Below are 25094 nucleotides of genomic sequence, written 5' to 3' on the forward strand. Positions count from 1 at the left end.
GAACCCGAACCCGAACCCGAACCCGAACCCGAACCCGAACCCGAACCCGAACCCGAACCCGAACCCGAACCCGAACCTGAGCCTGAGCCTGAGCCTGAGCCTGAGCCTGAGCCTGAAGCGCAGCCGGCAAGGTTGATAGTCGGTCGCCCGCAAGATCGCAGAGAGCGGGTCTATTACGACGATGACGACACGCCCAGTCCTACCCGTGCGGGCGATCCGGCCACGGGAGTAGAAGTCGATTGGAGCGGCGCACCAACTCCGTTCTTTGAGCGCTATAATCTAAACAAGTTCGGATTCTGGTGGCTTGCGGGCATCTTCGCGGCTTTGGCGATGTGCAACAATGACGATGATCGGGCGAGAGGATCGGGCAGCGAGATACGCACTGAGACCTTCTCGCCGGAGGATTCGCCGAGGGAAGTGAGAGCGTTTCTTGCGGCCCAAGCCATTTTCGGCTCAGACATGACCTTCGATGCGCTCGAGAATGCGAACTGGGGTTTCGCACAAGGATTTGCGAACCAGACAATCTCGGGCCCCGATGACATCGAACAGGCGCGCGGATTTACGCGCCGGTCAATCCTGGCGGCCCGAAGCGCCGTTGGGCGCGATGATCTGATTCGTATCGCGACACTCCAGCGCTCGTGGCTGGCTGCTGCGAGCGTGGATGGAACCGAAACCTGCTCCCGCGTCCGCCAATATGACGGACTGGGGGCACTGCGACCTGATGTGCGGGAAACCGACGAATTTGAAATCAGGATTTCACGTTCCTTGCTCGATCGCGGTTTCCTTACCAATCGTGTCCCTTCACGGAGCCAACCGGAAGTCTATCCTGACTGGGCCATCCCATCTGCAATCGAGATATTGGGCATACCATCCACCGAATTCGCGAATGCGTTACGAGACGAGACTGACCCTCAGCACTGTCAGGCGGCCCTTTCGCTGCTGGACGCTCTTCTGTCTCGGCCGCAGGACGTGCCTGACGAGACATTTCGCACATTTTAGCGGGGAACCTGTCGCTTGCCCTCTCGCTCTGTCATCGTGAGCGACGCAATGATCCCGCCTGAAATCACCGACTGGTTTTCCGGCCGCGGCTGGACCGTGCGGCGGCATCAGGCCGAGATGCTCGAGGCGAGTGATGCCGGACGCCATTCCCTCCTCGTTGCAGACACGGGGGCGGGCAAGACATTGGGCGGGTTCCTGCCGACGCTGGCAGACTTTACCCCGACCCGGCTCGGCGGGGCGAAGCCGCCCGACGGATTGCATACTCTGTACGTGTCCCCCCTCAAGGCGCTTGCCCATGACGTGCAGCGCAATCTCCTCGCTCCGATCGAGGAAATGGGCCTGCCAATCACCGTCGAAACGCGCAGCGGTGATACGCCCTCTGACCGCAAGCGGCGCCAGCGCCAGCGTCCGCCTCACGTCCTCCTGACGACGCCGGAAAGCCTTTCGCTGCTGCTATCGTTTCCTGACAGTTTCGAGCTGTTTTCCGGATTGAAACGCATCGTCATTGACGAGGTGCACGCCTTTGCCACCGGCAAGCGCGGCGATTTGCTGGCGCTTGCACTGTCCCGGCTCCAGGCAATCGCGCCGGACCTGCAGCGCGCGGCCCTCTCGGCCACCGTCGCCCAGCCGGAAAGCTTTCGCGAATGGCTGGCCCCTTGGGGCGATCTTGATACGGTGCAGCTGGTCGAGGGTGAGGAAGGCGCGCCCGCCGAGGTCGAGATCCTGCTTCCCGAGGAAGAACGTGTTCCGTGGGGCGGACATGCGGCCACGTGGGCGATCCCCCAACTCTATGAACAGATCCGCGCCAACAAGACATCGCTCATCTTCACGAACACTCGTTTCCTGGCCGAATACATCTTCCAGAACCTGTGGGACGTGAACGAGGACAACCTCCCCATCGGGATACACCATGGTTCGCTGTCGAAAGAGGCGCGGCGCAAGGTTGAAGGCGCCATGGCGCGCGGAGAATTGCGCGCGCTGGTGGCAACTTCCAGCCTCGATCTGGGAGTCGACTGGGGTGATATCGACCTGGTGGTCCAAATGGGCGCGCCCAAGGGCTCTAGCAGGCTGCTCCAGCGCATCGGCCGGGCCAATCACCGGCTCGACCAGGCAAGCCGGGCCTTGCTCGTACCTGGAAACCGGTTCGAATTCCTCGAAGCGACCGCAGCGCGTGACGCTGTGGACGAGGGCCAGCGAGACGGGGAGGACTTTCGCCCCGGGGGGCTCGATGTGCTCGCGCAGCACGTGATGGCCTGCGCCTGTGCGGCTCCCTTCGCCGAGGAAGGATTGCTCGCCGAGGTCCGCTCAAGCCTCGCTTACGCGTGGATCGATCAGGCTATCTGGGACAGGGTACTGACTTTCGTCGCGACAGGCGGCTATGCGCTCAAGGCCTATGACAAGTTCAAGCGGATCGTGCGGGACAAGGACGGCGTCTGGCGGCTGACCCATCCCGAACAGGCGCAGCGGCACCGGATGAATGCCGGGATCATCATCGACAGCGAGATGCTGGAAGTCCGCATCAATTCCGGACGGGGGCGGGGCGGTCGCAGCCTTGGCCGGGTAGAGGAGCGGTTTGCTGCCACGCTCAGTCCGGGTGACACTTTCGCCTTCGCCGGGATGAGCCTGGAAGTCGTGAAGCTTCAGGACATGGAGGTCCTGGTGAAAGCCGCCAAGGCGAGCGCCATGATCCCCAGTTATGGCGGCGCACGGATGCCTCTAACGACTCATCTGGCTGAGCGAGTGCGCGCAATGCTGGTCGACCGGACTGGCTGGGCGCGCTTCCCCGATGACGTGCGGGAATGGCTGGAGGTGCAGGATTGGCGCAGCCAGATGCCCGGGCCGGGGCAATTGCTAGTCGAGAGCTTCCCACACGCCAAGCGCCACTACAGCGTCTATTACACCTTCGAGGGTTGGAACGCGAACCAGAGCCTTGGCATGTTGATCACGCGCCGGATGGAAGACCGCGGACTGATGCCGCTGGGGTTCGTGGCAAATGATTATTCGCTGGCCGTATGGGGCCTGAAGCCTGTTGCGGATCACGCGCCGCTATTGTCGCCCGACATCCTGCAGGATGAATTTATCGAGTGGGTTCAGAACTCGCATTTGCTGAGGCGCGCCTTCCGCGAAGTTGCTGTGATCGGCGGGCTGGTGGAGCGCCAGCATCCCGGCAAACGCAAGACAGGCAAGCAGGTCACCTTCTCAACCGATCTCATCTATGATGTGCTGCGCAAGTACGAGCCTGACCATGTCCTGCTCGAAGCGGCATGGGCAGATGCCCGGACGCGAATGACCGATGTCGGCCGATTGGCAGATCTGCTCGACCGGTCTGCGGAGCAATTGGTTCACGTCGAACTCGACCGGGTTAGCCCGCTTGCGGTTCCCGTCATGGTCATGATTGGACGTGAAGCCACACCGCAGGGTTCGGTCGATGACGAGCTATTGCTCGAGGCGGAAAGCTTGGCGGGCACGGCCATGCGAGTAGAGCGCCTGGAGGACGGTAGGTGATCTGGCTGACTGCCCCGTCATTGGGATAGACCGAATTCCCGGTACTTCTCGTTCCCGACAAAGGCGAAGCGGGTGACGCCGGCATCCTTGATCAAGGCGATAGTGCTGGCGGATACTGCGTAGCTTGCTCGCGGCGCCGGTTCGAAGCGGAGCACTGGTTCGTCTGCCATGACTGCCGTTGCGGCCAATTGGTTCAGCAGACCCTGACGGTCGATTGCGGTGCCGTTCCAGTAGAGCGCGTCCCCTTCATCAATATGGACGACGTTCTCGTCCTTGATGTGGAGGGCGGGGCCTGCGGTGGGCAGGGGGATCTGCAGAGCATGCGTGGCAATCGGGATTACGATGATGAACATGATCAGCAGGACCAGCATGACATCGATTAACGGCGTGATGTTCATATCGCTCATCGGACGACCGATGTCCTGGCGGATGCGGGCGGAATAGGGCATTAGCGCTCTCCTGCTTTATGATACAGAATAACATAACAGATCGGGCACCGAGGGCAAGCCGTGAGTAGTTGCTGAGACTATCGCACAAAAAAGGGGCGGATTGCTCCGCCCCTTTCTCTCGGTGTTCGATTTGCCCAATTTGCCGGGCTGACGCTTACTTGCCGAAAGCGCGGTAACGTTCGTTGCCGACGAAGCCGAACTTCGTGACGCCGCTGCCCTTGATGATCTGCAGGACGCGGGCCGAAGCTTCGTAGCTCGACAGAGCTTCCGGTTCGAACTGGAGTTCGGGTTCCGGATTGATGGTCAGCGACTGAGCAAGCAGGTTGACGAGATCGCCTTCCTGAATGACTTCACCGTTCCAGAGAAGTTCGTCCATCTGCGTGATGACGAGCTTGTTCTTGTCCGGCTCCACCGTGACTGGTGGAGGGTTCGGGTTCGGTTGCGGAAGGTCGATGTCGACCGAGTGGGTCGCGACCGGGATGGTGATGATGAACATGATGAGCAGAACGAGCAGGACGTCGATCAACGGCGTCATGTTCATTTCCATCATTGGTGCGCCATCATCTGAGCCACCTGACATTGCCATGAGGGTATCTCCCTAGAAATTCTGGCTCGAAACGCCGATCAACCGTTCGGGTCGACCGGGTTCGAGATGAAGCCGACGGTAGGATAGCCTGCCGCCTGCACGTTGTAGATTGCCCCCGCAACGCACGACCAAGGTGCGTTGACGTCGCCGCGAATGTGAACCTGCGGGATCGCTTCGGGATCTTCCATGATCGCCTCGGGACCACCGTAGCGCTGCACGATTTGATCGAGACGTTCGAACGCCTGGTCATACAGTTCTTCGGAAGTCACCGGAGTCGTGTTGTTGAAGTATACCCGACACGTTCCATCGCGAGCTGCACCCTCGAAACCGGGTTCGCCGGCACTGCGTCCGGATGAATCGGTCGTGCTGACCGTAAGGAGCAAGTTTTCTACCTTGTCCTTCGATTCAACAGATTCGAAGATCGGGATCTCGAGCTTCTCGATCGTCTGGATCGCGACCGGGACCGCAATGAGGAAGATGATCAGAAGCACCAACATCACGTCCACGAGTGGGGTGGTGTTGATGTCTGACATGGGCGTCTCTGTGCCGCCGCCTACCTGAACCGCCATCTTGTGTCCTGTCCGTAACTAAAATTAATCGACTGCTTGCGAAACTGGCTGGAGCCCTGCGGCCCCAGCCATATCCGACTTACTTCTTGATCGCGCCAGTTGCCGTGCCGGTGGCCGGCTTGGCAGCTACTTTTCCAGCCTGCTGCGTCGAAGTGGCCGTCATCGCAGCCGGGCGGATCTTGCCGTCCGAGCTGATGTTGGCGAGCAGATCGGTGGTGAAACCGCTCATGTGCTCGGCAATGCGGCGATTACGGCTCTGCAGCCAGTTGTAGGCAAACACGGCCGGAACAGCGACGAGAAGGCCGATGGCGGTCATGATGAGTGCTTCACCAACCGGGCCTGCGACCTTGTCGATCGATGCCGAACCAGCAGCGCCGATGTTGATCAGTGCGCGGTAGATACCGATAACCGTACCAAGCAGGCCGACGAACGGTGCAGTTGCACCGACGGTAGCGAGGAACGGCAGACCGCCCGCGAGCTTGGCATTGATGGTCGCTTCCGAACGAGCGAGCGAGCCGTGAAGCCAATCATGCGCTTCGAGGGTGTCGCCCATCTTGTGGTGGCTGTCGCGTGCCTTGACGGCATCATCGACGAGCTGGCGCCATGCGCTGTTCTTTTCCAGCTTCTTGGCACCTTCGTCGAGTGTGTTAGCGCGCCAGAAGTTGCTCTTCACGCCCTTGTACTGGTTCATCACCTTCTGCTGTTCGAACAGCTTGGTGAAAAGAATGTAGAAGGAGCCAACCGACATGATGACCATGACGGACAGAATGGACCAGGCAACGAAACCGCCCTGTTCCATGGCTTCCCAGAAGCCGAAGGATGTCTGCGGAGCCGCATCGGCCGCGCCAGCAAGAAGTTCGATAATCATAGCGAAAAATCCTCTTAGGTAATTGCTTTCAGGCCCAAGACCGGGCGCGTTGTTAATTCAGTCGGTAGCTAATCGTACGCACGTCGCTGTCGGGGATCGGATTCCCGTTCTGGTCTTGTGCAGGATTGTAGCGCGCATACCGGGTCATGCCTTCGCATGCGGCCTGATCGAGGTCGGCCGAACCGCTCGATCCGGTAACGGAGCAAGCCGAAACACGGCCATCGGCACCAACCGTAACACGGACAGTGACGTTGCCTTCGATACCGTCACGCTCTGCCCGGCGCGGATAGTTGCGCTGGATACGTGACGCCCAACCGTTCAGGCCTCGCGGTGTCGCTTCTTTCGACTTGTTCACCGGCGGAGGTGCAGGCGGCGCCGGCGGTGCCGGCGGCGGAATGACTACCGCTGGCGGTGCCGGCGGCGGAATTGTCGTCTGGGTCCGGATCGGAGGCGGTGCCGGCGCGATGTTGATCGGCGGCGGCGGTGCGACCGGCGGCGGAGGTGCCGTTTCGGGGATGTCCTCAGGCGGAGGAGGCTCGTCCTCGGGCTCTTCCGGCGGGGGCTCTTCCACGTCAATTGTAGTTACGCGTTCGACAACCGATTTCGCCACATCAAGGGCCAAACCAGTAATCAATGCGTAACCAAGTCCTATGTGGATGAGGGCAACGATGATGATCGCGATGACGCGATTGCCACTCATCTCTTGGTCAGCATAAGCCATTCGGTTGCATCACTCCATCGTGTCTACCCGATTCGCACCGGGCCGTTCTGGCGCCGTTGGGATGTGGTTCGTGATGACCGTGTGCCCGACGCCGAATCTTAAATACACATTCGTTAAACCATAGGGATAACGACGTGTCAGACCAGAGGCTGTTCCCAAAAAAATCCCTGTAGGACCATTTCGGGCAATATTGTATCATTCGCCTCGGCTCTGGGCTTCCCTTAGCTAGGATGGCGGACGTGGGCAAACGCTTTATCGGTTAAGGACCAATTCACTGCTCGCTTGAGAGGAACCGATAAACCGCCGCGGCGGTTCTGCTGCTGACGGCCCAGAGAATGGCCCTGACACTTATCCAAGGTTCGCTTTTACATGATCCGCAAAACCCTTCTTGCCTGCGCCGCGGCGATAGCCCTTTCGGCCCCGCTGTCTGCTCAGGATCGCCCCGTCGTTTCGCAGAGTTATGCCGACCTTGTGGCTCTGTCGGACGGAGCCGCGCTCGTTATCAGGGCCGAAGTTCGCAAGCAGGCGGAGGTTGAGCCCGAGCGGGCTCCCGGGCTCGCTCCCGGTCATGCCAGGCTCTACCTCGAAGCACGGACACAGACGCTCATTGCCGGGTCCGTGCCGGTTGGTGAAGATTTGCGGTATCTGGTCGACGTTCCGCTCGGTGAAAACGGCAAGGTGCCCAAGCTGAAGAAACAGGAAGTTATCCTGTTCGCACGTCCGGTCACAGGCCGGCCCGGCGAAATTCAACTGGTCGATAGCAGTTCCCAGCTGCCTTACTCACCGGAGCTGGAAGCGCGGCTGCGTCCGATCTTGTCCGACCTGGCTTCGCCTCAGGCTCCTCCCACGGTGATCGGGATCAGCGATGCATTTGCTGTCGAAGGGACGTTGGTCGGCGAGTCGGAAACACAGCTTTTCCTCGATACACGCAACGACGGCCCGGTTTCAGTGACGATCGTGCGCCGCCCGGGACAAGCCCCGCGCTGGGGTGTGTCATGGACCGAGATTGTCGATCAGGCTGCGCGGCCCCCACGGACCGGGACGCTCGAATGGTATCGCCTCGCCTGCACCCTGCCGGCCGAATTACCGGGTACGGCCAATCTGTCGCGCGATTCGCGGACAAGGGCGCTCGCAGAACGCGACTATGCCTTCGTGATCGAACAGCTGGGACCGTGTGGCCGCACTCGCGGCTGAATGCGGGCTTAGGGGCCGACAAGACAAACTGGTTCACCTGCGGGCCCAGCTTACGCTAGGCGGCAACTATGAAGCCGTTTCACCACACCTTCCGCGTGCGCTATGCCGAGGTCGACCCGCAGAGCGTCGTCTTCAACTCGCGCTATCTCGAATATGCCGACCTTCTGGTCAGCGAATTTTTCCGCGAGGCGCGGGCAAACGGAATGCCGCAGGACGTGGAGTTCCATGTTCGCCGGGCAGAGATCGATTATCTCGCTCCGATCAGGCTTGAAGAATTGATCGAGGGGCGCCTGACCGTCTCGAAAATCGGTAACTCCAGCATGGAGACCTTGATCGCGCTATACGGGGCCGATGATGGTGACCTACGCGCTGAAATCCGCCTTCTAAACGTCCACGTTGATCTGCCGGCAGGCAAGCCGACCCCGGTACCAAACGCGGTTCGCGCAGCATTTGGCTTCCCCACGCTGGAGGCCGCCAATGGCTGAGCCGCTTCGAATTGCGCTTGCAGGACTGGGCACGGTTGGGACCGGAGTGATCCGCCTGATCGAAACGAATTGCGACATGATCGCTGCCCGTTCGGGCCGCCCGATAAAAATCGTCGCGGTAAGCGCCCGCGAACGCAATAGGGACCGCGGAGTGGACCTGTCGAGCTACGCATGGGTCGATGACATGCAGGCCATGGCTGGCCGCAGCGATGTCGATGTCGTGGTAGAACTCGTCGGCGGTTCTGATGGGCCGGCACTGACCTTGGCCCGCGCTGCGCTTGATGCGGGCAAGGGCTTTGTCACTGCCAACAAGGCGATGGTTGCACATCACGGGCTTGAGCTTGCCGAACTCGCCGCGATCAAGGCTGCGCCGTTCGCCTTTGAAGCAGCGGTTGCCGGGGGCATCCCGGTGGTGAAAGGGCTGCGCGAAGGCACCGCCGCCAATGCGCTCAACCGGATCTACGGCATCCTCAACGGGACCTGCAATTACGTGCTTTCCGAAATGGAGCGCACGGGTGCGGATTTCGACGAGATGCTCGTTGCGGCGCAGGACAAGGGCTATGCCGAAGCAGACCCTGCCTTCGATATCGAAGGTGTGGATGCAGCCCACAAGCTGGCCATTCTTGCCGCCATCGGTTTCGGCACGCGGATCGATTTCGAGGCAGTGCGCACCGAAGGCATCACTCACGTCAGGGCTAGCGATATCGCCCAGGCCGATGCGCTTGGTTACGTGGTGCGGCTGGTCGGCATGGCCAGCCTGGATGACGACGGCGAGGAGTCCCGCCTGCTGCAGAGGGTCCGGCCATGCCTGGTCCCTTTCCGTCACCCTCTCGCTGCAGTTACCGGCCCAACCAACGCAGTTGTCGCGGAAGGCGATTTCTCCGGACGCCTACTGTTTCAGGGAGCAGGTGCGGGCGACAAACCGACCGCCAGCGCGGTGGTAGCCGATCTGATCGAGATTGCGCGCGGGCAGTGCGGAGCACCGTTCTCGGTTCCGGTCACCGCGCTCAGGCAATGCGCGCCAGCCGATCCGGGGCAGCGCGAGGGCAGCGACTACATCCGCTTTACCGTCGCCGACAAGCCCGGTGTGCTTGCCGAAATAACCGCTGCCATGCGCGATGCAGGCGTTTCTATCGAGAGCCTGATCCAGCGCGGGCGCGACCGCGATGGCGGTGCGGTCCAGGTGGCGATGGTCACCCACGAAGGCCCGGAACGCTGCGTTACGAAGGCTCTTGCTCTTCTGGAGGGCTCTGAGAATCTTGCCGCTCCTCCGCTTGTGATGCCAATCCTGAAGGATTGACTTCGCTTTCGGATACCGTGGGCAGGCCAAGCTGGTCGGCATTCTCTTGCGTTCCGGGTTCTCGCACGATTTGCGGGGCTTGAGGCGGAGTGTTGTCGTAACCGCGCGGCGCCAAACCTCGTGCCAAGCGATCGGCATCGGACCCCGGAGGTGCTTCGGGTAGCGATTGCACGTCGATCATGAGCACAGGTTCCGCAGGACACGGAGGGATAAGGCACAGGCCGCCGACGGTTGCGGGACCCTTGAATATTCCCGGACCCGACACGTCCACGGGCTTTTGACCTTGAGTGCGTTCGGCAATCTTCTTTTCGACCGCCTGTTTGTCGTAATACTCGGCTGTGTCATCGTTCTTCCGGCGGCAGACCACAATTTCACCAGTAATTTCGGCAGCTTCCTGTTCGTCACTGCAATCTTCGTATTCTGGCCCGTTTATCTCCTGCTCCACCCGGATATCGATACGCTCCGGCGGCAAACCGGATTGCGCTTCTAGCGCATCCTGGGCGGCAAGCGGGCTGAGCGGGCAAACCACCAATAGACACAAGAGTGCGCCGCCATGTCTCGACAATGTCATGCTCCTGCGTATATCGGCGCGGCGCATACGAATTCGCGGCTACCCACCCTGTGGCCCCAAACTCGCTTCAAGGACTGAACACCCCATGAACTCGCCTACCGATAATCCACTCGATCGCGTTCTCGTAATGGAAATGGTCCGCGTGACCGAGGCTGCTGCCATAGCTGCTTCCAAACTGATCGGCCGCGGTGACGAGAAGGCGGCCGACGCCGCAGCCGTCGAAGCCATGCGCAAGACATTCGATACGCTGTACATGGATGGAACCGTCGTGATCGGAGAGGGCGAGCGGGACGAGGCACCCATGCTCTATATCGGCGAAAAGGTCGGCGGCGCTCCGGGCAAGGGTCCGAAAATCGACATCGCGCTCGACCCGCTGGAAGGCACCACCATCACCGCCAAGGCCGGGCCGAATGCTCTGGCCGTGCTCGCAGCGGCAGAAGAAGGCTGCCTGCTCAATGCGCCGGACGTCTATATGGACAAGCTGGCGGTTGGGCCGGGCTATCCGGAAGGCATTATCGATCTTGCCAAGAGCCCGAGCGAGAACGTGAGAGCAGTTGCGGATGCCAAGGGTGTAGAACCTGCCGATATCATCGTGTGCGTGCTTGATCGTCCGCGCCACGCGGAACTGATTGCCGAACTGCGCGGGATCGGCTGCGGCGTGGTTCTGATCGGCGACGGCGATGTGGCCGGCGTGATCGCCACTACCGACGAAGACACCACGATCGACATGTACATGGGCCAGGGCGGCGCACCCGAGGGTGTCCTCGCCGCTGCCGCGCTGCGGTGCGTTGGCGGCCAATTCAATGGCCGGCTCGTGTTCCGTAACGATGACGAGAAGGCACGGGCCGCCAAATGGGGCATCGAAGATCTCGACCGCATCTACACGCGCGATGACCTGGTGAAGGGCGATTGCATTTTCGCTGCAACCGGCGTGACCTCGGGCTCGCTGCTTGAAGGCGTGAAATATTTGCGCGGCGGCAAGATGACGACCGAAAGCGTAGTCATGCGTGCAAGTTCCGGCACCGTGCGCTGGGTCAAGGGCGAACACCGCTCCAAATAAACGGCAAGCGGGGGAATGCCTCGCCTGCCTTGTTGCATTCCCATGACGCTCGGCTAGGCGGGACGCACAATTCTTGCCGGGGATTCGCACGCATGAAAATCATGGCCGCCAACTCGAACCTGCCGCTCGCCCGAGCAATTGCAGGTTATCTCGAAATGCCTCTCGTCGATGCGCAGGTGCGCCGCTTTGCCGATGAAGAGATTTTCGTCGAGATTCACGAAAATGTCCGCGGCGAAGATGTCTTCGTCGTCCAGTCGACCAGTTATCCGGCCAATGACAATCTGATGGAACTGCTGATCTGCATCGACGCGCTCAAGCGTGCATCGGCGCGGCGCATTACCGCAGTCGTCCCCTATTTCGGCTATGCGCGCCAGGATCGTAAACCCGGCCCCCGGACACCGATCTCTGCCAAGCTGGTGGCGAACCTGATCACCGAGGCCGGTGCAGACCGCGTCCTCGCTGTCGATCTGCATGCCGGGCAGATCCAGGGCTTCTTCGATATCCCGACCGACAATCTGTTCGCAGCGCCCGTGATGGCGGCGGATATCCAGGCGCGCTACGGCGATCAGGACCTGATGGTCGTCAGCCCCGACGTGGGCGGCGTGGTCCGCGCACGCGCACTGGCGAAGCGTCTCGACAATGCTCCGCTCGCCATCGTCGACAAACGCCGCGATCGTCCGGGCGAAAGCGAAGTGATGAATATCATCGGCGAAGTGGCCGGCCGCCACTGCATCCTGATCGATGACATTGTCGATTCCGGCGGAACCCTGTGCAACGCTGCACAGGCGCTGCTCGACCAGGGTGCGGCTTCGGTCGCGGCATATATTACGCACGGTGTGCTTTCCGGCGGCGCGGTTGCGCGCGTCGACGGGTCGGCGCTGAAGGAACTGGTTATAACCGATTCGATTCGCCCGACCGATGCGGCCAGCGATTCGGACCGCATTCGCATCCTGACAATCGCTCCGCTGATCGGTGAAGCGGTACGGCGGATTGCCGACGAAAGTTCGGTAAGCTCGCTCTTCGACTGAGACTTCCAAGCTTACCCTAGACAGGCACGCGCCATGGGCGCGGCGCGCCTTCGTCCAGTTTCGACAAGGCCTCGAGCCTGCGCGACTGGCGTATTTCCACGGTAATCCTGAGCAGCGGGCAATCGCCGGTCTGCAATGCCCCGGGCGTCATGTCGAAGAAATGATGCATCTCGCGCGTGAGGTGGGACTGGTCGTAGTAGCGCAGCCGCAGCTCCGGTTCTTCTTTCCGGTCCGCCACACCAAGCAGTGCGGCCGCCATGTCGAGGGCCCGCGCACGTCGTAGGGCAAATTTCGGTGTAACGCCCCAATGGCGCCCGATCAGCCGCTCGATCGTGCGCCGGGTCACTCCGTGGCTTTCGGCATAATCGGCCAGATTTATGGCTGGATCGGCCAGGGTGAGCCACTCGAAATCTTCCAGCAATTCGTGCGGATCGTCCGGCCCCGCTGCATGCAAAACCTTGTGCAACTGCGCCTCGCACGCATTGAGCCATTTGTGAGGATCATCCTGCGGGCGGTGTTTCTCATGCGGGATATGATGCCCGGTCAGAGGATCGAGCGGCAATATCCTGTCGAGTGTATCTCGTGGCTCTGGAAGGCCGAAATTCGTTGCAAACGCCGAGGTGCAATTGATCGACACTACTCGAAAAGAGCCATGCACTTTCAGTTTCATCGCGCGCGTTTCAGGACCAAAGTAGAGCGCTAGCCCTTCTTCGCCGGGATCAAACTCCTGAACGCCATCAGCGGTTTCTGCGGTCCATTTCGCGCCATAGATCATGCGTATGACCGGATGCTCGCACATCGAACCGCATTCGATGAAGCCGCCTTCCGGTAAATCGACCGACGTCACCCCCACTCGCATAAACCAGTCACGAAGCGAATGATGCGGAGATCTGTTCAGAGCGAGCGGCATCCCCTCGCGAGTCGAACCTGTATGGGATTCGATCGGAGGTGTCGCTGCGTCGGCGCCTCCAGGCGCCTGCCCCTCTTTTTCGTCTCTCGACTTCAGGACATTTCCCCCTTGGACACGACCCAAAGGTGGAGTCAGCGAAACAAGTCCGCTTGACCATTTTTTACAATGCCGCAAATGCACCCGAATGCCAACAGCCTCTGATCTCGACTTCGCCCATTCGCTCGCCGACGCAGCAGGGAATGCCATTCGTCCGCTGTTCCGCGGGAAGTGGAAGCAGGAGCAGAAATCCGACACCACTTTCGTCACCGAGGCCGACCGCGCTGCCGAAGCTGCGATGCGCGCACTGATCGAGGAACGGTATCCGGCCGACGGCATCATTGGCGAAGAATACGGGACACGCAATGAAGGTGCGGGCCGCCAATGGGTGCTCGACCCGATTGATGGGACGACAAGCTTTATCGCAGGCCGCCCGATCTTCGGCACCTTGATTGCCCTGCTGCAGGATGGATTCCCGGTGCTCGGCATCATCGACCAGCCTATCGGCAAAGAGCGCTGGGCCGGATTTACCGGCCGAGAAACCACGTTCAATGGCGAGATTGTGCGAACCGCACCCTGCCGCGAAATGAGCGCTGCGGTCCTCGCGACAACCACGCCGCACCAGTTTTCCGACCACGAGGCCGATCACTTCATGGCGCTCGCCAAGACGGTCGCCGAGCGCAAGATCATCTATGGCGGCGATTGTTACAATTACGGCCTTGTTGCCAGCGGCCATGTCGACCTGGTCTGCGAAGCTGGCCTCAAGATCCATGATTTCGCCGCACTTGCACCGATTGTCGAAGGAGCAGGCGGCCTGATGTGCGACTGGGCTGGCGAACCGCTACATGCAGGCAGCGATGGCAACGTGCTGGCGATCGGCGATCCGGCGCGGCTGGAAGACGTGTTGGAAGCAATGGGGCTGGGCGCCTGAGAAGCGCCCCGGCGAAGTGACGGTTGCCGGAGCGCCGCGATAGTCTACGACATCGGCATGGCTCATCCATCATCGCTTGCAGGACAAGGCGCGCTGGTCACCGGTGCTGCACGGGGTCTGGGGCTGGCTATCGCCAGGCGGCTTGCCGAAGGCGGTGCGCAAGTCTGGCTCAATGGCCGCGATACCGGTGCTCTGGAAATGGCTGCCACCACGATTGGAGGTGATTGCCGGATCCTCGCCTTCGATATCGCGGATGACCTGGCGACCGAAAAGGCTTTCATGCAGCTCGAGGAGCACGGCGGCCTCGACATCCTCGTGAACAATGCGGGCCGCCGCGACCGGCGTCCGCTTGGCGAACTGCGCCGCAGCGACATGTCCGACATGCTGGCCGTAAACCTGGTCGCGCCGTTTGATCTTGCTCGCCGCGCTGCCGAACAGATGCGCAGGAAGGGGCGGGGCCGTATTATCAACATCACCTCGATCGCTTCGGAAATTGCGCGCGGTGACATTCCCTATACCGCCAGCAAGGGCGGTCTTTCTGCGATGACCAGGGCGCTTGCCGCCGAACTTGGCGGCCATGGCATCACGGTCAATTCCGTCGCGCCCGGCTATTTCGCCACCGAGGCCAATCGGGAAATGGTTGCGGATCGCTCTGTCGAGGAACACCTTGGCCGCAGGACTTCGCTGGGCCGGTGGGGCCAGCCCGATGAAATTGCCGGTGCAGTGGCATTCCTTGCATCAAGCGAGGCGAGTTACATTACCGGGCAGACATTGGCGGTCGACGGCGGTTATCTCGCACACTTCTGACTTGCATTCCCGCGCACATCCGTTATTTGCGCGCCCTTCACCGACACGTGATTCATCTGCCGGTCTGGCCGTTAGGGCTGCCAGGGCTGGTTGGACGTGTCTCTGACTCGATATCCGAACAGGAGATGAAAATGCCCAAGCTGAAAACCAAAAGCGGTGTGAAGAAGCGCTTCAAAATCACCGCCACCGGCAAGATCAAGCACGGCGTCGCTGGTAAGCGCCACCGTCTTATGAGCCACAATGCGAAGTATATCCGCCAGAACCGCGGCACCTCTGTCCTGTCCGAAGCTGACTGGAAGACGGTGAAAAAGTGGGCGCCTTACGGCCTCGACTGATCGCGAACTAAGGAGAAACTGATATGCCACGCATTAAACGCGGCGTTACTACACGCCAGAAGCACAAGCGGCTCCTAGACCAGGCCAAGGGCTATCGCGGTCGCCGAAAGAACACCATCCGCGTTGCGCGCCAGGCCGTCGAAAAGGCTGGCCAGTACGCATACCGCGACCGTAAGGTTAAGAAGCGCAATTTCCGCGCTCTGTGGATCCAGCGCATCAACGCTGCGGTTCGCGCAGAAGGTCTGACCTACTCGCAGTTCATGCACGGCACCAAGCTTGCCGGCATAGAGCTCGACCGTAAGGTTATGGCCGATCTCGCCATGAACGAAGGCGCAGCCTTCAAGGCGATCATCGACCAGGCAAAGAAGGCCCTCCCGGCCTAATTCGCCCAGTCCGACTGGACTGATCGAACAATAAAGGGCGTCTCCTTTTGGGAGGCGCCCTTTCTTTTGCGCACCATGTGTTTGGCGAACTGGTGGCGTTCCTGTACAGTAAAACTGATGGCAAGACTTATTTCGCCAGACGTAGAAGGCAGGCTGGATGTGCGGTTCATCGCGCCTCCTGATGACCTCGCTGAATATTTCACGATGATCTATCGGCTCGAAGTTGAAGTAGACGAAGGCGAGAAAGTCGTCGACTTCATCCACCCCGAATGGGCGAATTTGCGCTTTGTTAGCGGCGCGAACCACTCGATGCAGATTTTCGACCCTGCCAATCCCGCAGCGCCAACGCTCGATAATGTTTCGTTCCCGGTAAACGGTCCGACAACACGGTCGATCCGGTTCGAGCTCGGCACCAATCGCCTCTGGGGGATCGGCCTCCGGCCACTCGGCTGGGCGCGCTTCGTCGGACAGCCGGCTAGCGAATGGGTCAACACCATTCGCGACGGGAGGAAAGAGCCAGCTTTCGCCAAATTCCTCCCTCTCGCCGACGTGCTTTGCGATCCTGCTGGAAAGGATGAAAGACAATGGGAGAGCCTGATTCGATTCTTTCGCGGCTTGAGCGCGAAGGTAAGCGATTCAGACCGCGCAGAAGAAACAAGGATCAGGGCAATCCAGGCGGCGAAAGAGAACCCCTATCTTGCCAATAGCGATGAGTTTGCGGAAGCTGCCGGTATGCACAAGCGTACGCTGGAACGCCTCTGCAAAAAGCATTTTGGCTTTTCGCCGCGCACCTTGATCCGCCGGCGCCGAATGAACCGGAGCCTTGCCGACTTCATGCTTTCCGATGGCGAGAACTGGACCCGGTCGATCGATCGCCACTACCATGACCAACCTCATTTCGTCCGGGAGTTTCGCACCTTCATGGGGATGAGCCCGACCGAATATGCGGAATTGCCTCATCCAATAACTGCTGCGTTCATGGATGAGCGGCGAAGGGTCTGGGGGTCGCCAGTAAGAGCGGATATCGCCCCGCTGGACGGCCGGCCCGGCGGAACCGACGTGTGAAAGGATCATCGAAGGGTTCACCGAAAGGCTCATCCCGGCTAGCCTTCGCTTTTTAAACGCCCCTTTCCAGCCCGCGCGCGCGCCAGTTGCAATAAGGGCTTGGGCAGTCTGGCCTGAGCCGCTAGGGCCAGCCACCACACCTTCCCTTTCCAAAAGTTCCGAAGCGGTATGACCACAGCACAGCAATTGCAGGACGAAGCGCTAACGCGCATCCAGCAGGCCGACGACGCGGCCGCACTCGAAGCCCTTCGCATTGAATATCTCGGCAAACAGGGCTCGATCTCGGGCCTGCTCAAGACGCTCGGCAAGATGAGCCCCGAAGAGCGCCAAGCCGAAGGGCCCAAGATTCAGGGCGCCCGCGGGGCTGTCAGTGATGCACTTGCGAGCCGCAAGGACACGCTGGACGGCGCGGAGCTGGAGCGACGCCTTGCTGCCGAAACGCTCGATCTGACGCTTCCCGCGCCTGAGACTCCCAAAGGTTCAGTCCATCCGGTCAGCCAGGTCATGGACGAGCTTGCGGAAATTTTTGCCGACCTTGGTTTTGCAGTGGCGACAGGTCCGGAAATCGAAGATGACTGGCACAATTTCACCGCGCTCAACATGGCGGAGACACACCCTGCGCGCGCCATGCATGACACGTTCTATTTCCCGGACGTAGATGCTGACGGCAACCGGATGCTGCTGCGGACGCACACTTCGCCCGTGCAAATTCGCACGATGATGAAAGAAGGCGCGCCGCTGCGGATCATCGCACCGGGCCGTGTGTATCGCAGTGACAGCGATGCGACCCACACACCGATGTTCCACCAGGTGGAAGGCCTCGTGATCGACAAGGACATCCACCTCGGCCATTTGAAGTGGACGCTGGAAACCTTCCTCAAGGCCTTCTTCGAGCGCGACGATATCGTCCTGCGCCTGCGCCCAAGCTACTTTCCCTTCACCGAACCGTCGGTCGAAGTCGACGTTGGCTGGCAGGATGTCCAGGGACGCCGCGTGCTCGGCGGTGACGGCGATGCGCCCGGCCACGGCTGGATGGAATTGCTCGGCAGCGGTATGGTCAACGCGCGCGTTATCGAGTTCGCCGGGCTCGACCCCAAGGAATGGCAAGGCTTCGCATTTGGCGTCGGCGTCGACCGGCTTGCCATGCTGAAATACGGGATGGATGATCTGCGTGCTTTCTTCGACGGCGACAAGCGCTGGCTCGATCACTACGGCTTTTCGCCATTCGACCAGCCCACCCTTTCCGCAGGCGTAGGAGCGAAAGCATGAAGTTCTCGCTCGAATGGCTGAAGTACTTCCTCGATACCGAAGCTACGGTTGCGGAAATCGCGGCTGCGCTGAACCGGATCGGCCACGAAGTCGAAGGTATCGAAGACCCGGCAGACAAGCTTTCAGGCTTCCGCGTCGCCAAGGTGCTGAGCGCGGCCAAGCATCCCGATGCCGACAAGTTGCAGGTCCTTTCGGTCGACACCGGTGAAGGCGATCCGCTGCAGGTCGTTTGCGGCGCCCCCAATGCGCGTGCCGGAATGAAAGGCGTCCTCGGGCTTCCCGGTGCCATCGTGCCTGCCAATGGCATGGAACTGCGCAAGAGCGCGATCCGCGGCGTGGAATCGAACGGCATGATGTGCTCGGTCCGCGAGCTCGAGCTTGGCGACGAGCACGATGGAATTATCGAACTGCCGGACGATGCGGCAGTCGGAATGACTTTCGCAGACTACGCTCAATCTTCCCCGGTGTTCGATGTCGCGATCACTCCCAACCGCCCGGATTGCATGGGCGTTTATGGTATCGCGCGCGATCTGGCGGCGGCTGGCATGGGCAATTTCAAACCCATTGAGGCTTCGGCTGTGGAGGCTGCTTTTGCATGCCCGGTCGAAATTCGGACCGACGATCCGGAAGCTTGCCCGGCATTCTATGGCCGGGTCATTCGCGGCGTGTCGAACGGCGCTTCGCCCGACTGGATGCAGCGCCGCCTGATCGCGGCAGGTCAGCGGCCCATCTCGGCGATTGTCGACATCACCAATTATCTCATGCTCGCTTTTGGTCGCCCCGCGCACGCATACGACCTCGCGAAGTTGAACGGTGCGGTCGTCGCCCGGCGCGCGAAGAATGGCGAGAAGGTCGAGGCACTTAACGAGAAAACCTACACGCTCGATGACACCATGACCGTCATCGCCGATGACAATGGCGTGCACGACATTGCTGGCATCATGGGCGGGGAGCATTCGGGCGTAACCGAAGGCACGACTGACGTTCTGCTCGAGATCGCCTATTTCGATCCTGAACGGATCGGTGTCACTGGCCGCAAACTTGGCCTCGCCAGCGATGCGCGCACACGGTTCGAACGCGGGGTTGATCCGGCATTTCTCGATGACGGTCTCGCGATCCTGACGTCGCTGATCCAGCGCGTCTGCGGGGGCGAGGCAAGCGAAGTGGTTCGTGCCGGAACCCCGCCGACCGATGCGAAGAAGATTTCATTCGACCCTGCGCTGACCCGCGCACTCGGCGGTGTCGACGTTTCCGAGAGCGAACAGCGTTCGATCCTCGAGGCACTCGATTTCTCCGTGGGTGCCGACTGGCAGGTCACCTGCCCGCTGCGCCGCCACGATATCGAAGGCCCCGCTGATCTGGTCGAGGAAGTCGTCCGCATCCACGGGCTAGACAATGTGGAGAGTGTCCCGCTCACGCGTGCCGAGGGGGTGGCGAAAGCAACATCGACCTCGCTCCAGCTGGCCGAGCGCAAATTGCGCCGCGCCGCCGCTGCGCGCGGTTTGAATGAAGCGATTACCTGGTCGTTCCTTCCCGCTGCTGAAGCAGACCAGTTTGCCGATGGAGCCAAGCTCTGGACGCTGGAAAATCCGATCAGCGAAGACATGAAGGTCATGCGCCCGTCGCTGCTTCCCGGCCTGTTGATGGCCGCGCACCGCAACGCCAATCGCGGTGCTGCGACTACGCGCCTGTTTGAAATTGGCCGCCGCTATTTCCGCGGGCAGGGCGGGGCGAGCGAGGAAAAGCCGACGTTGGGCCTCATTCTGGCTGGCGAGAAGACTTCGCGCGGCTGGTCGAATGGGAAGGCCAGTGCCTTCGATGCATTCGACGCCAAGGCCGAAGTCGCCGCACTCCTCGAAGCTGCCGGTGCGCCGGTCGGCAATCTCATGGTGATGGACGGGGCAGGCGATCAATTTCATCCCGGCCAGTCCGCCACACTGCGGCTCGGTCCCAAGAATGTGCTGGCCCGCTTTGGCGCGCTGCATCCCAGCACACTCAAGGCATTCGATATCGAAGGGCCGGTCGTCGCAGCCGAAATCTATCTCGACGCGATCCCTGCGCGCAAGGGCGGCGGCAGCTTTGCTCGCAGTGCCTACGCGCCGCCTGCACTGCAGGCCGTCACCCGCGATTTCGCCTTTCTCGTTCCGGCCGATCTGCCAGCAGGCGACTTGGTGCGGGCTGTGAAGGGTGCGGACAAGAAAGCCATAGTCGATGCGCGGGTGTTTGACGTGTTCGCCGGTCAGGGCGTGCCTGAAGGCAAGAAATCCGTTGCAGTTGAGGTCATCCTCCAGCCTGGCGAAAAGAGCTTCACTGATGACGAGATCAAGGCGATCTCGAATAGCATCGTGGCCAGTGCAGCAAAGCAAGGTGCGGAGCTACGCGGATGAAGACTGCTCTTGTCACAGGGGCAACGTCGGGCATTGGCGAGGCAACGGTGCGGGCGCTGGTCGCCTGCGGATGGCGCTGTGTGGCGACCGGGCGGCGCAAGGAACGGCTCGATGCGCTGGTCGATGAACTGGGCACGGACAAGGTCCATGCCGCAAGCTTCGACGTACGCGATGAAGCGGCCCGCGATACGGCGCTCGGCAATCTGCCTGCGGAGTTTTCCGAGATCGATCTGCTGGTGAACAATGCCGGCCTCGCGCTCGGCACCTCGCCCGCCCAATCGGCGGATCTCGATCAATGGAAGACCATGATCGAAACGAACGTCACAGCGCTGGCGTCGATCACGCACAAGCTTTTGCCGTCACTGATCGAACGCAAGGGATCGATCATCAATGTTTCGAGCGTTGCGGCCAACTATCCGTATTCCGGCGGCAATGCCTATGGCGGGACCAAGGCGTTCGTGCGTCAGTTCTCGCTCGGCCTGCGCGCCGACCTGCATGGCACGGGCGTGAGGGTCTGCTCGATTGAGCCGGGTATGGTCGAAACCGAATTCACGCTGGTAAGAACCGGCGGAAACGAGCAGGCGCACGAAACGCTTTATGGCGGGGCCGATCCGATGACGGCCGATGATATTGCCGAGACAATCCGGTGGGTTGCGGAGCTGCCTGCGCATCTCAACATCAATACGCTCGAACTCATGCCTGTCAGTCAGAGCTTCGGCGGCTTCCAGATAGCTCGAAAGGACTGAGGCTTGCGCCGCGCTTAGCGGTGGACGCAGGAGCCCATGCGGTCTAGCGCGCGGCGCATGTCCAAAGCGAATACCGACACTACACAATCCCGCCGCACCTTCGCGATCATTTCGCATCCTGACGCGGGTAAGACCACGCTGACCGAGAAGCTGCTGCTGACCGGCGGTGCAATCCACCTGGCCGGAGAGGTCAAGGCGCGGGGCGCTGCGCGGCGCGCCCGGTCCGACTGGATGAAGATCGAGCAACAGCGCGGCATTTCCGTAACCAGTTCTGTCATGACGTTCGAACGTGACGGCATCACGTTCAATCTGCTCGACACGCCGGGGCACGAGGATTTCTCCGAAGACACCTACCGCACGCTGACCGCCGTCGACAGCGCCATCATGGTGATCGACGCAGCCAAGGGTATCGAGCCGCAGACCCGCAAGCTTTTCGAAGTCTGCCGGTTGCGCAACGTTCCGATCATCACCTTCGTGAACAAGGTCGACCGCGAAGGCCGACCGGTATTCGAATTGCTGGACGAGATCGCCGACATGCTCGCACTGGATGTCAGCCCGCAGGGTTATCCAGTGGGCATGGGTGGCCAGTTTGAAGGCATTCTCGATTTCGAAACCGGCAAGGTCGCGCGTCCGGAAGGTCCGTCCAAGGAGTTCAAGGGGAAGCGCGACGAAAATCCCGAACTGCCCGAAATGTTCGCCGAAGACATCGAGCTGGCGCAGATTGGCTATCCGGAATTTGACCTCGAGGCTTATCGCAATGGTGATTTGACACCGGTCTATTTCGGATCGGCGCTGAAGAATTTCGGTGTCACCGAATTGATCGAGGCGATTGCAGAATACGCGCCACCGCCGCGTCCTCAGCCTGCCGGCGAAGAACAGATCAGTCCTGACAGGGACGAGGTGACCGGGTTCATCTTCAAGGTCCAGGCTAACATGGACCCCAACCACCGCGATCGCATTGCGTTCATGCGGCAGGTCTCTGGCACATTCAAACGCGGGATGAAGCTGACGCCCTCCGGCCTTGGCAAGCCCATTGCGATCCATTCGCCCATTCTGTTCTTCGCACAGGACCGCGAAGTGGCGGACGTTGCCGAGCCGGGCGATATCATCGGAATTCCCAATCACGGCACGCTGAGGGTTGGTGACACGCTGTCGGAAAAGAACGAGGTTCGATTTACCGGCCTGCCGAATTTTGCGCCGGAAATCCTGCGCCGCGTGCAATTGAAAGACCCGACCAAGACGAAGCAATTGCGCAAAGCGCTGGATGACCTTTCCGAAGAAGGTGTCATCCAGGTGTTCTATCCGGAGATCGGCGCGCAACACATCGTGGGCGTGGTCGGCCAGCTCCAGCTCGAAGTGCTCATCAGCAGACTCTCGGCCGAATACAAGGTGGAGGCAGGGCTTGAACCTTCGCCGTTCAGCACCGCGCGCTGGATCAAGGGCGACGACAAGGCGCTGGTCGAGTTTGAGAAATTCAACCGGGCCAACCTTGCCCGCGACCGTGATGGTGACCTCGTCTTCATGGCCAAGAGCCCGTGGGACGTGAACTACCAGCAGGAAAAGAACCCGGACCTCACCTTCTCGGCCACCAAAGAGAGGTAGGCTTGCGGGGCGCGCAGCTTCGCGGCATGGGGTGCGCATGACGCTTACCGGCCCGACTTCGCAAACCTTCATTTCGCAGCGCCTTCGCCTCAATTATCTTGATTGGGGCAACCGGGGAAAGCCGCCGCTCGTGCTCGTGCATGGCGGACGCGACCATGCGCGGAGCTGGGATTGGGTGGCCGAGCAATTGCGCGATGACTGGCACGTGGTGGCAATGGATCACCGCGGTCACGGCGATTCCGATTGGGTCAGCGACGGCAATTACCAGGTCACGGACATGGTCTATGACCTGGCCCAGCTGGTGCACCAGCTTGGAGTTGGTCCGGTGACCATCGTCAGCCATTCGATGGGCGGCAATGTCTCGCTGCGCTATGCGGGGACGTTCCCTGAAATGGTCACCAAGATCGTCGCGATCGAAGGCCTCGGACCCAGTCCGAAGCGGCAGGCCGAGATGCGCGAGCAGCCTTATCCAGAACGCATGGCGGAATGGATTGGCAAGAAACGCGCCGCCTCGGGCCGTTCACCGCGCAAATACGATAGCATCGAAGCCGCTTTCGCGCGCATGATCGAGGAGAACAGCTACCTCACCGAAGAACAGGCGCGGCATCTGACGGTCAACGGCGTGAACCGCAATGAAGACGGCACCTACGGCTGGAAGTTCGATCCCCACCTCAATGTCTGGGCGGTCGAGGATATTGCCGATGAATTCCTGCACCAGACCTGGGCTGCGATCACGGCACCCACGCTGCTGCTTTACGGGGCGGATAGCTGGGCCTCGAACCCTCAAGGTGACGGGCGGCTCGATCATTTTTCGAATGCTCAGGTCATCGAATTCGAGAATGCGGGTCACTGGCTCCATCATGACCAGTTCGACCGCTTCATGGAAACGCTGGGCTCTTTCCTGTAATGGCGGAATTCTTCGACCAGCTGGAAGAGAGCCATGTCGCCATGCTGGCGAAGCAGCCGGTGTTTTTCGTCGCGACTGCGGCGGACGAGGGGCGAATCAATCTCAGCCCCAAGGGTTACGATGCGTTCCGCGTCCTCGCGCCCAACAGGGTCGCATATCTCGATCTCGCCGGCTCTGGCAACGAAACACATGCGCATCTGACGGTCGATGGCCGCATCACCATCATGGCGTGTAATTTCGAACAGCCCGCGCTTATCCTGCGCCTGTACGGGACCGGGAAACCCGTGCTTCCCCAAGATGACGGCTGGCTAGAACTCTCTGGCCATTTCGGTATCTTGCCCGGCACGCGCCAGATATTCGATATCGCCGTTGAGAGTGTTCAGACCAGCTGCGGGTACGGCGTGCCGTTCATGCAGTTCGAGCGCGAGCGCGATACGCTGACGAAGCACCATGCGCGCACTGATGCCGAAGCATGGGTAGCCAAGCAGCAGGGCCGCGATGCGAGTATCGATGGCATTCCCGTCCGTACCACCGACCGATATCTTGAGAGCGAATAAGCTGGCGTGAAGCTGACGTTCGCCAGCTATAATATTCACAAGGCCGTCGGTCTTGATCGCAAGCGCGATCCCGAGCGCATTTTGTCGGTCCTGCATGAAATCGACGCCGATGTGATCGCGCTTCAGGAGGCGGACCGCAGGATTGGAGATCGGGCGACAACCATTCCGCGCGCTGAACTGGATGATACGCATTGGCGGCTGGTCGAAGTGGCCAAGCGTCCCCGCAGCATCGGCTGGCACGGGAATGCCCTGCTGGTCCGCCGCGATATGGATGTGCGCAGCGGGGAGGCGCTGGACCTGCCGACGCTGGAACCTCGCGGAGCTGCCTGCGGCGAACTGATGGTCGAAGGCAAGCGCCTGAGGGTGATCGGAACCCATCTTGATCTTTCGGGGCTGCGCCGCCGCGAGCAGATCCGCTCCTTGCTGGACTTCGTCGGGAACGCGGCGCAGCAGTGTCCGACAGTCATTATGGGTGATTTCAACCAATGGGGCCGCGCTACAGGGGCGATGCGCGAATTTGCCAAGGGGTGGACGGTCGTGACGCCGGGTCGCAGCTATCCAAGCCGCCAGCCAGTCGCGACGCTGGACCGGATTGTCGCCAGCAATCACTGGAAATGCGTCTCGTCGGAAGTGCACCATTCAGTGCTTTCGGCGCAGGCATCGGACCACCTGCCGGTAATCGCGACGCTCGAATTGCTCGAAAAATAGGCACACGCCTATAATTTAGGCGACCGAAAGCGGCATCTTGCCTGCTCCGGGCGCTTTCCCCTCACGCGTAGAATTTGGCACGCTTCGTGCTGTAGGTGCGAAGACCGGTGCTTGGC

The 25094-nt window shown here is 60.8% G+C and carries 26 protein-coding genes; 19 read left to right on the forward strand and 7 right to left on the reverse strand.

The window, feature by feature from the left end; genetic code table 11:
* Both K3166_RS00005 and K3166_RS00010 read left to right on the forward strand, forming a co-directional pair.
* Positions 1–999: hypothetical protein (locus K3166_RS00005; protein WP_221422679.1), on the forward strand; the 999-nt coding region annotated here is incomplete at its 5' end.
* A 48-nt stretch (positions 1000–1047) separates the two neighbouring features.
* The gene (locus K3166_RS00010) at positions 1048–3504 is read left to right on the forward strand and encodes a ligase-associated DNA damage response DEXH box helicase (protein ID WP_221423889.1); all 2457 of its coding nucleotides are present in this window, start codon (positions 1048–1050) and stop codon (positions 3502–3504) included.
* A gap of 17 nt (positions 3505–3521) precedes the next feature.
* Here the strand turns inward: K3166_RS00010 and K3166_RS00015 are convergent, their stop codons facing one another.
* The 5 genes from K3166_RS00015 to K3166_RS00035 form a co-directional block, all read right to left on the reverse strand.
* A complete protein-coding gene (locus tag K3166_RS00015; RefSeq protein WP_247714665.1) occupies positions 3522–3953 on the reverse strand; it encodes an ExbD/TolR family protein in 432 nt (143 codons plus the stop codon).
* Between the two features lie 154 nt (positions 3954–4107).
* Complete coding sequence (locus K3166_RS00020) at positions 4108–4539, reverse strand: ExbD/TolR family protein (RefSeq protein WP_221422680.1); 432 nt, start codon at positions 4537–4539, stop codon at positions 4108–4110.
* 38 nt (positions 4540–4577) lie between these two features.
* Complete coding sequence (locus tag K3166_RS00025; RefSeq protein WP_221422681.1) at positions 4578–5108, reverse strand: ExbD/TolR family protein; 531 nt, start codon at positions 5106–5108, stop codon at positions 4578–4580.
* A gap of 79 nt (positions 5109–5187) precedes the next feature.
* A complete protein-coding gene (locus K3166_RS00030; RefSeq protein ID WP_221422682.1) occupies positions 5188–5976 on the reverse strand; it encodes a MotA/TolQ/ExbB proton channel family protein in 789 nt (262 codons plus the stop codon).
* 52 nt (positions 5977–6028) lie between these two features.
* Positions 6029–6697 (reverse strand): energy transducer TonB, encoded by a 669-nt coding sequence (locus K3166_RS00035; RefSeq protein ID WP_221422683.1) that lies wholly within the window; start codon positions 6695–6697, stop codon positions 6029–6031.
* A gap of 369 nt (positions 6698–7066) precedes the next feature.
* Here K3166_RS00035 and K3166_RS00040 point away from each other — a divergent pair, with 369 nt between their 5' ends.
* The 3 genes from K3166_RS00040 to K3166_RS00050 all read left to right on the forward strand — a co-directional run bounded on the left by K3166_RS00040 (position 7067) and on the right by K3166_RS00050 (position 9676).
* Positions 7067–7891, forward strand: coding sequence for a hypothetical protein (locus K3166_RS00040; RefSeq protein ID WP_221422684.1), 825 nt, complete (start codon positions 7067–7069; stop codon positions 7889–7891).
* Positions 7892–7959: 68 nt separating this feature from the next.
* Entirely contained in the window at positions 7960–8376 is a 417-nt protein-coding gene (locus K3166_RS00045) for an acyl-CoA thioesterase (RefSeq protein ID WP_221422685.1), read from the forward strand.
* Complete coding sequence (locus K3166_RS00050) at positions 8369–9676, forward strand: homoserine dehydrogenase (protein WP_221422686.1); 1308 nt, start codon at positions 8369–8371, stop codon at positions 9674–9676. Before K3166_RS00045 ends, K3166_RS00050 begins: the two co-directional genes overlap by 8 nt.
* On the opposite strand, the gene K3166_RS00055 is transcribed toward K3166_RS00050, so the two are convergent.
* A complete protein-coding gene (locus K3166_RS00055; protein ID WP_221422687.1) occupies positions 9597–10247 on the reverse strand; it encodes a hypothetical protein in 651 nt (216 codons plus the stop codon). The genes K3166_RS00050 and K3166_RS00055 overlap by 80 nt on opposite strands.
* Before the next feature lie 85 nt (positions 10248–10332).
* On the opposite strand from K3166_RS00055, the gene glpX reads away from it, so the two are divergent.
* Positions 10333–11307, forward strand: a complete 975-nt coding sequence (gene glpX, locus K3166_RS00060; RefSeq protein WP_221422688.1) for a class II fructose-bisphosphatase — start codon at positions 10333–10335, stop codon at positions 11305–11307.
* 92 nt (positions 11308–11399) lie between these two features.
* Positions 11400–12335 (forward strand): ribose-phosphate pyrophosphokinase, encoded by a 936-nt coding sequence (locus K3166_RS00065; protein WP_221422689.1) that lies wholly within the window; start codon positions 11400–11402, stop codon positions 12333–12335.
* Positions 12336–12351: 16 nt separating this feature from the next.
* Here the strand turns inward: K3166_RS00065 and K3166_RS00070 are convergent, their stop codons facing one another.
* Positions 12352–13182, reverse strand: a complete 831-nt coding sequence (locus K3166_RS00070) for a helix-turn-helix domain-containing protein (RefSeq protein WP_221422690.1) — start codon at positions 13180–13182, stop codon at positions 12352–12354.
* 247 nt (positions 13183–13429) lie between these two features.
* Here K3166_RS00070 and hisN point away from each other — a divergent pair, with 247 nt between their 5' ends.
* The 12 genes from hisN to K3166_RS00130 all read left to right on the forward strand — a co-directional run bounded on the left by hisN (position 13430) and on the right by K3166_RS00130 (position 24978).
* The gene (gene hisN / locus K3166_RS00075; protein ID WP_221422691.1) at positions 13430–14212 is read left to right on the forward strand and encodes a histidinol-phosphatase; all 783 of its coding nucleotides are present in this window, start codon (positions 13430–13432) and stop codon (positions 14210–14212) included.
* A 57-nt stretch (positions 14213–14269) separates the two neighbouring features.
* Complete coding sequence (locus tag K3166_RS00080; protein ID WP_221422692.1) at positions 14270–15019, forward strand: SDR family oxidoreductase; 750 nt, start codon at positions 14270–14272, stop codon at positions 15017–15019.
* 131 nt (positions 15020–15150) lie between these two features.
* Positions 15151–15354, forward strand: a complete 204-nt coding sequence (gene rpmI, locus K3166_RS00085; protein ID WP_221422693.1) for a 50S ribosomal protein L35 — start codon at positions 15151–15153, stop codon at positions 15352–15354.
* A 23-nt stretch (positions 15355–15377) separates the two neighbouring features.
* Positions 15378–15737 carry a 50S ribosomal protein L20 gene (gene rplT, locus K3166_RS00090; protein WP_006834668.1) on the forward strand — a complete coding sequence of 120 codons (360 nt, stop codon included), beginning with the start codon at positions 15378–15380 and terminating at the stop codon, positions 15735–15737.
* 117 nt (positions 15738–15854) lie between these two features.
* Entirely contained in the window at positions 15855–16802 is a 948-nt protein-coding gene (locus tag K3166_RS00095) for a helix-turn-helix transcriptional regulator (protein ID WP_221422694.1), read from the forward strand.
* A gap of 168 nt (positions 16803–16970) precedes the next feature.
* The gene (gene pheS / locus K3166_RS00100; RefSeq protein ID WP_221422695.1) at positions 16971–18071 is read left to right on the forward strand and encodes a phenylalanine--tRNA ligase subunit alpha; all 1101 of its coding nucleotides are present in this window, start codon (positions 16971–16973) and stop codon (positions 18069–18071) included.
* Positions 18068–20458: a phenylalanine--tRNA ligase subunit beta gene (gene pheT / locus K3166_RS00105; protein WP_221422696.1), complete on the forward strand. Its 2391-nt coding sequence runs from the start codon at positions 18068–18070 to the stop codon at positions 20456–20458. Before pheS ends, pheT begins: the two co-directional genes overlap by 4 nt.
* Positions 20455–21204, forward strand: coding sequence for an SDR family NAD(P)-dependent oxidoreductase (locus K3166_RS00110; protein ID WP_221422697.1), 750 nt, complete (start codon positions 20455–20457; stop codon positions 21202–21204). The genes pheT and K3166_RS00110 overlap by 4 nt, the downstream gene beginning before the upstream one ends.
* Before the next feature lie 57 nt (positions 21205–21261).
* The gene (locus K3166_RS00115) at positions 21262–22806 is read left to right on the forward strand and encodes a peptide chain release factor 3 (protein WP_221422698.1); all 1545 of its coding nucleotides are present in this window, start codon (positions 21262–21264) and stop codon (positions 22804–22806) included.
* 37 nt (positions 22807–22843) lie between these two features.
* The gene (locus K3166_RS00120; RefSeq protein WP_221422699.1) at positions 22844–23713 is read left to right on the forward strand and encodes an alpha/beta fold hydrolase; all 870 of its coding nucleotides are present in this window, start codon (positions 22844–22846) and stop codon (positions 23711–23713) included.
* Positions 23713–24270, forward strand: coding sequence for a pyridoxamine 5'-phosphate oxidase family protein (locus tag K3166_RS00125; RefSeq protein ID WP_221422700.1), 558 nt, complete (start codon positions 23713–23715; stop codon positions 24268–24270). Before K3166_RS00120 ends, K3166_RS00125 begins: the two co-directional genes overlap by 1 nt.
* Positions 24271–24276: 6 nt before the next feature.
* Positions 24277–24978 carry an endonuclease/exonuclease/phosphatase family protein gene (locus K3166_RS00130; RefSeq protein WP_221422701.1) on the forward strand — a complete coding sequence of 234 codons (702 nt, stop codon included), beginning with the start codon at positions 24277–24279 and terminating at the stop codon, positions 24976–24978.
* Positions 24979–25094 lie beyond the last annotated feature (116 nt).

This window comes from Qipengyuania psychrotolerans (assembly GCF_019711355.1).
Lineage (GTDB): Bacteria > Pseudomonadota > Alphaproteobacteria > Sphingomonadales > Sphingomonadaceae > Qipengyuania > Qipengyuania psychrotolerans.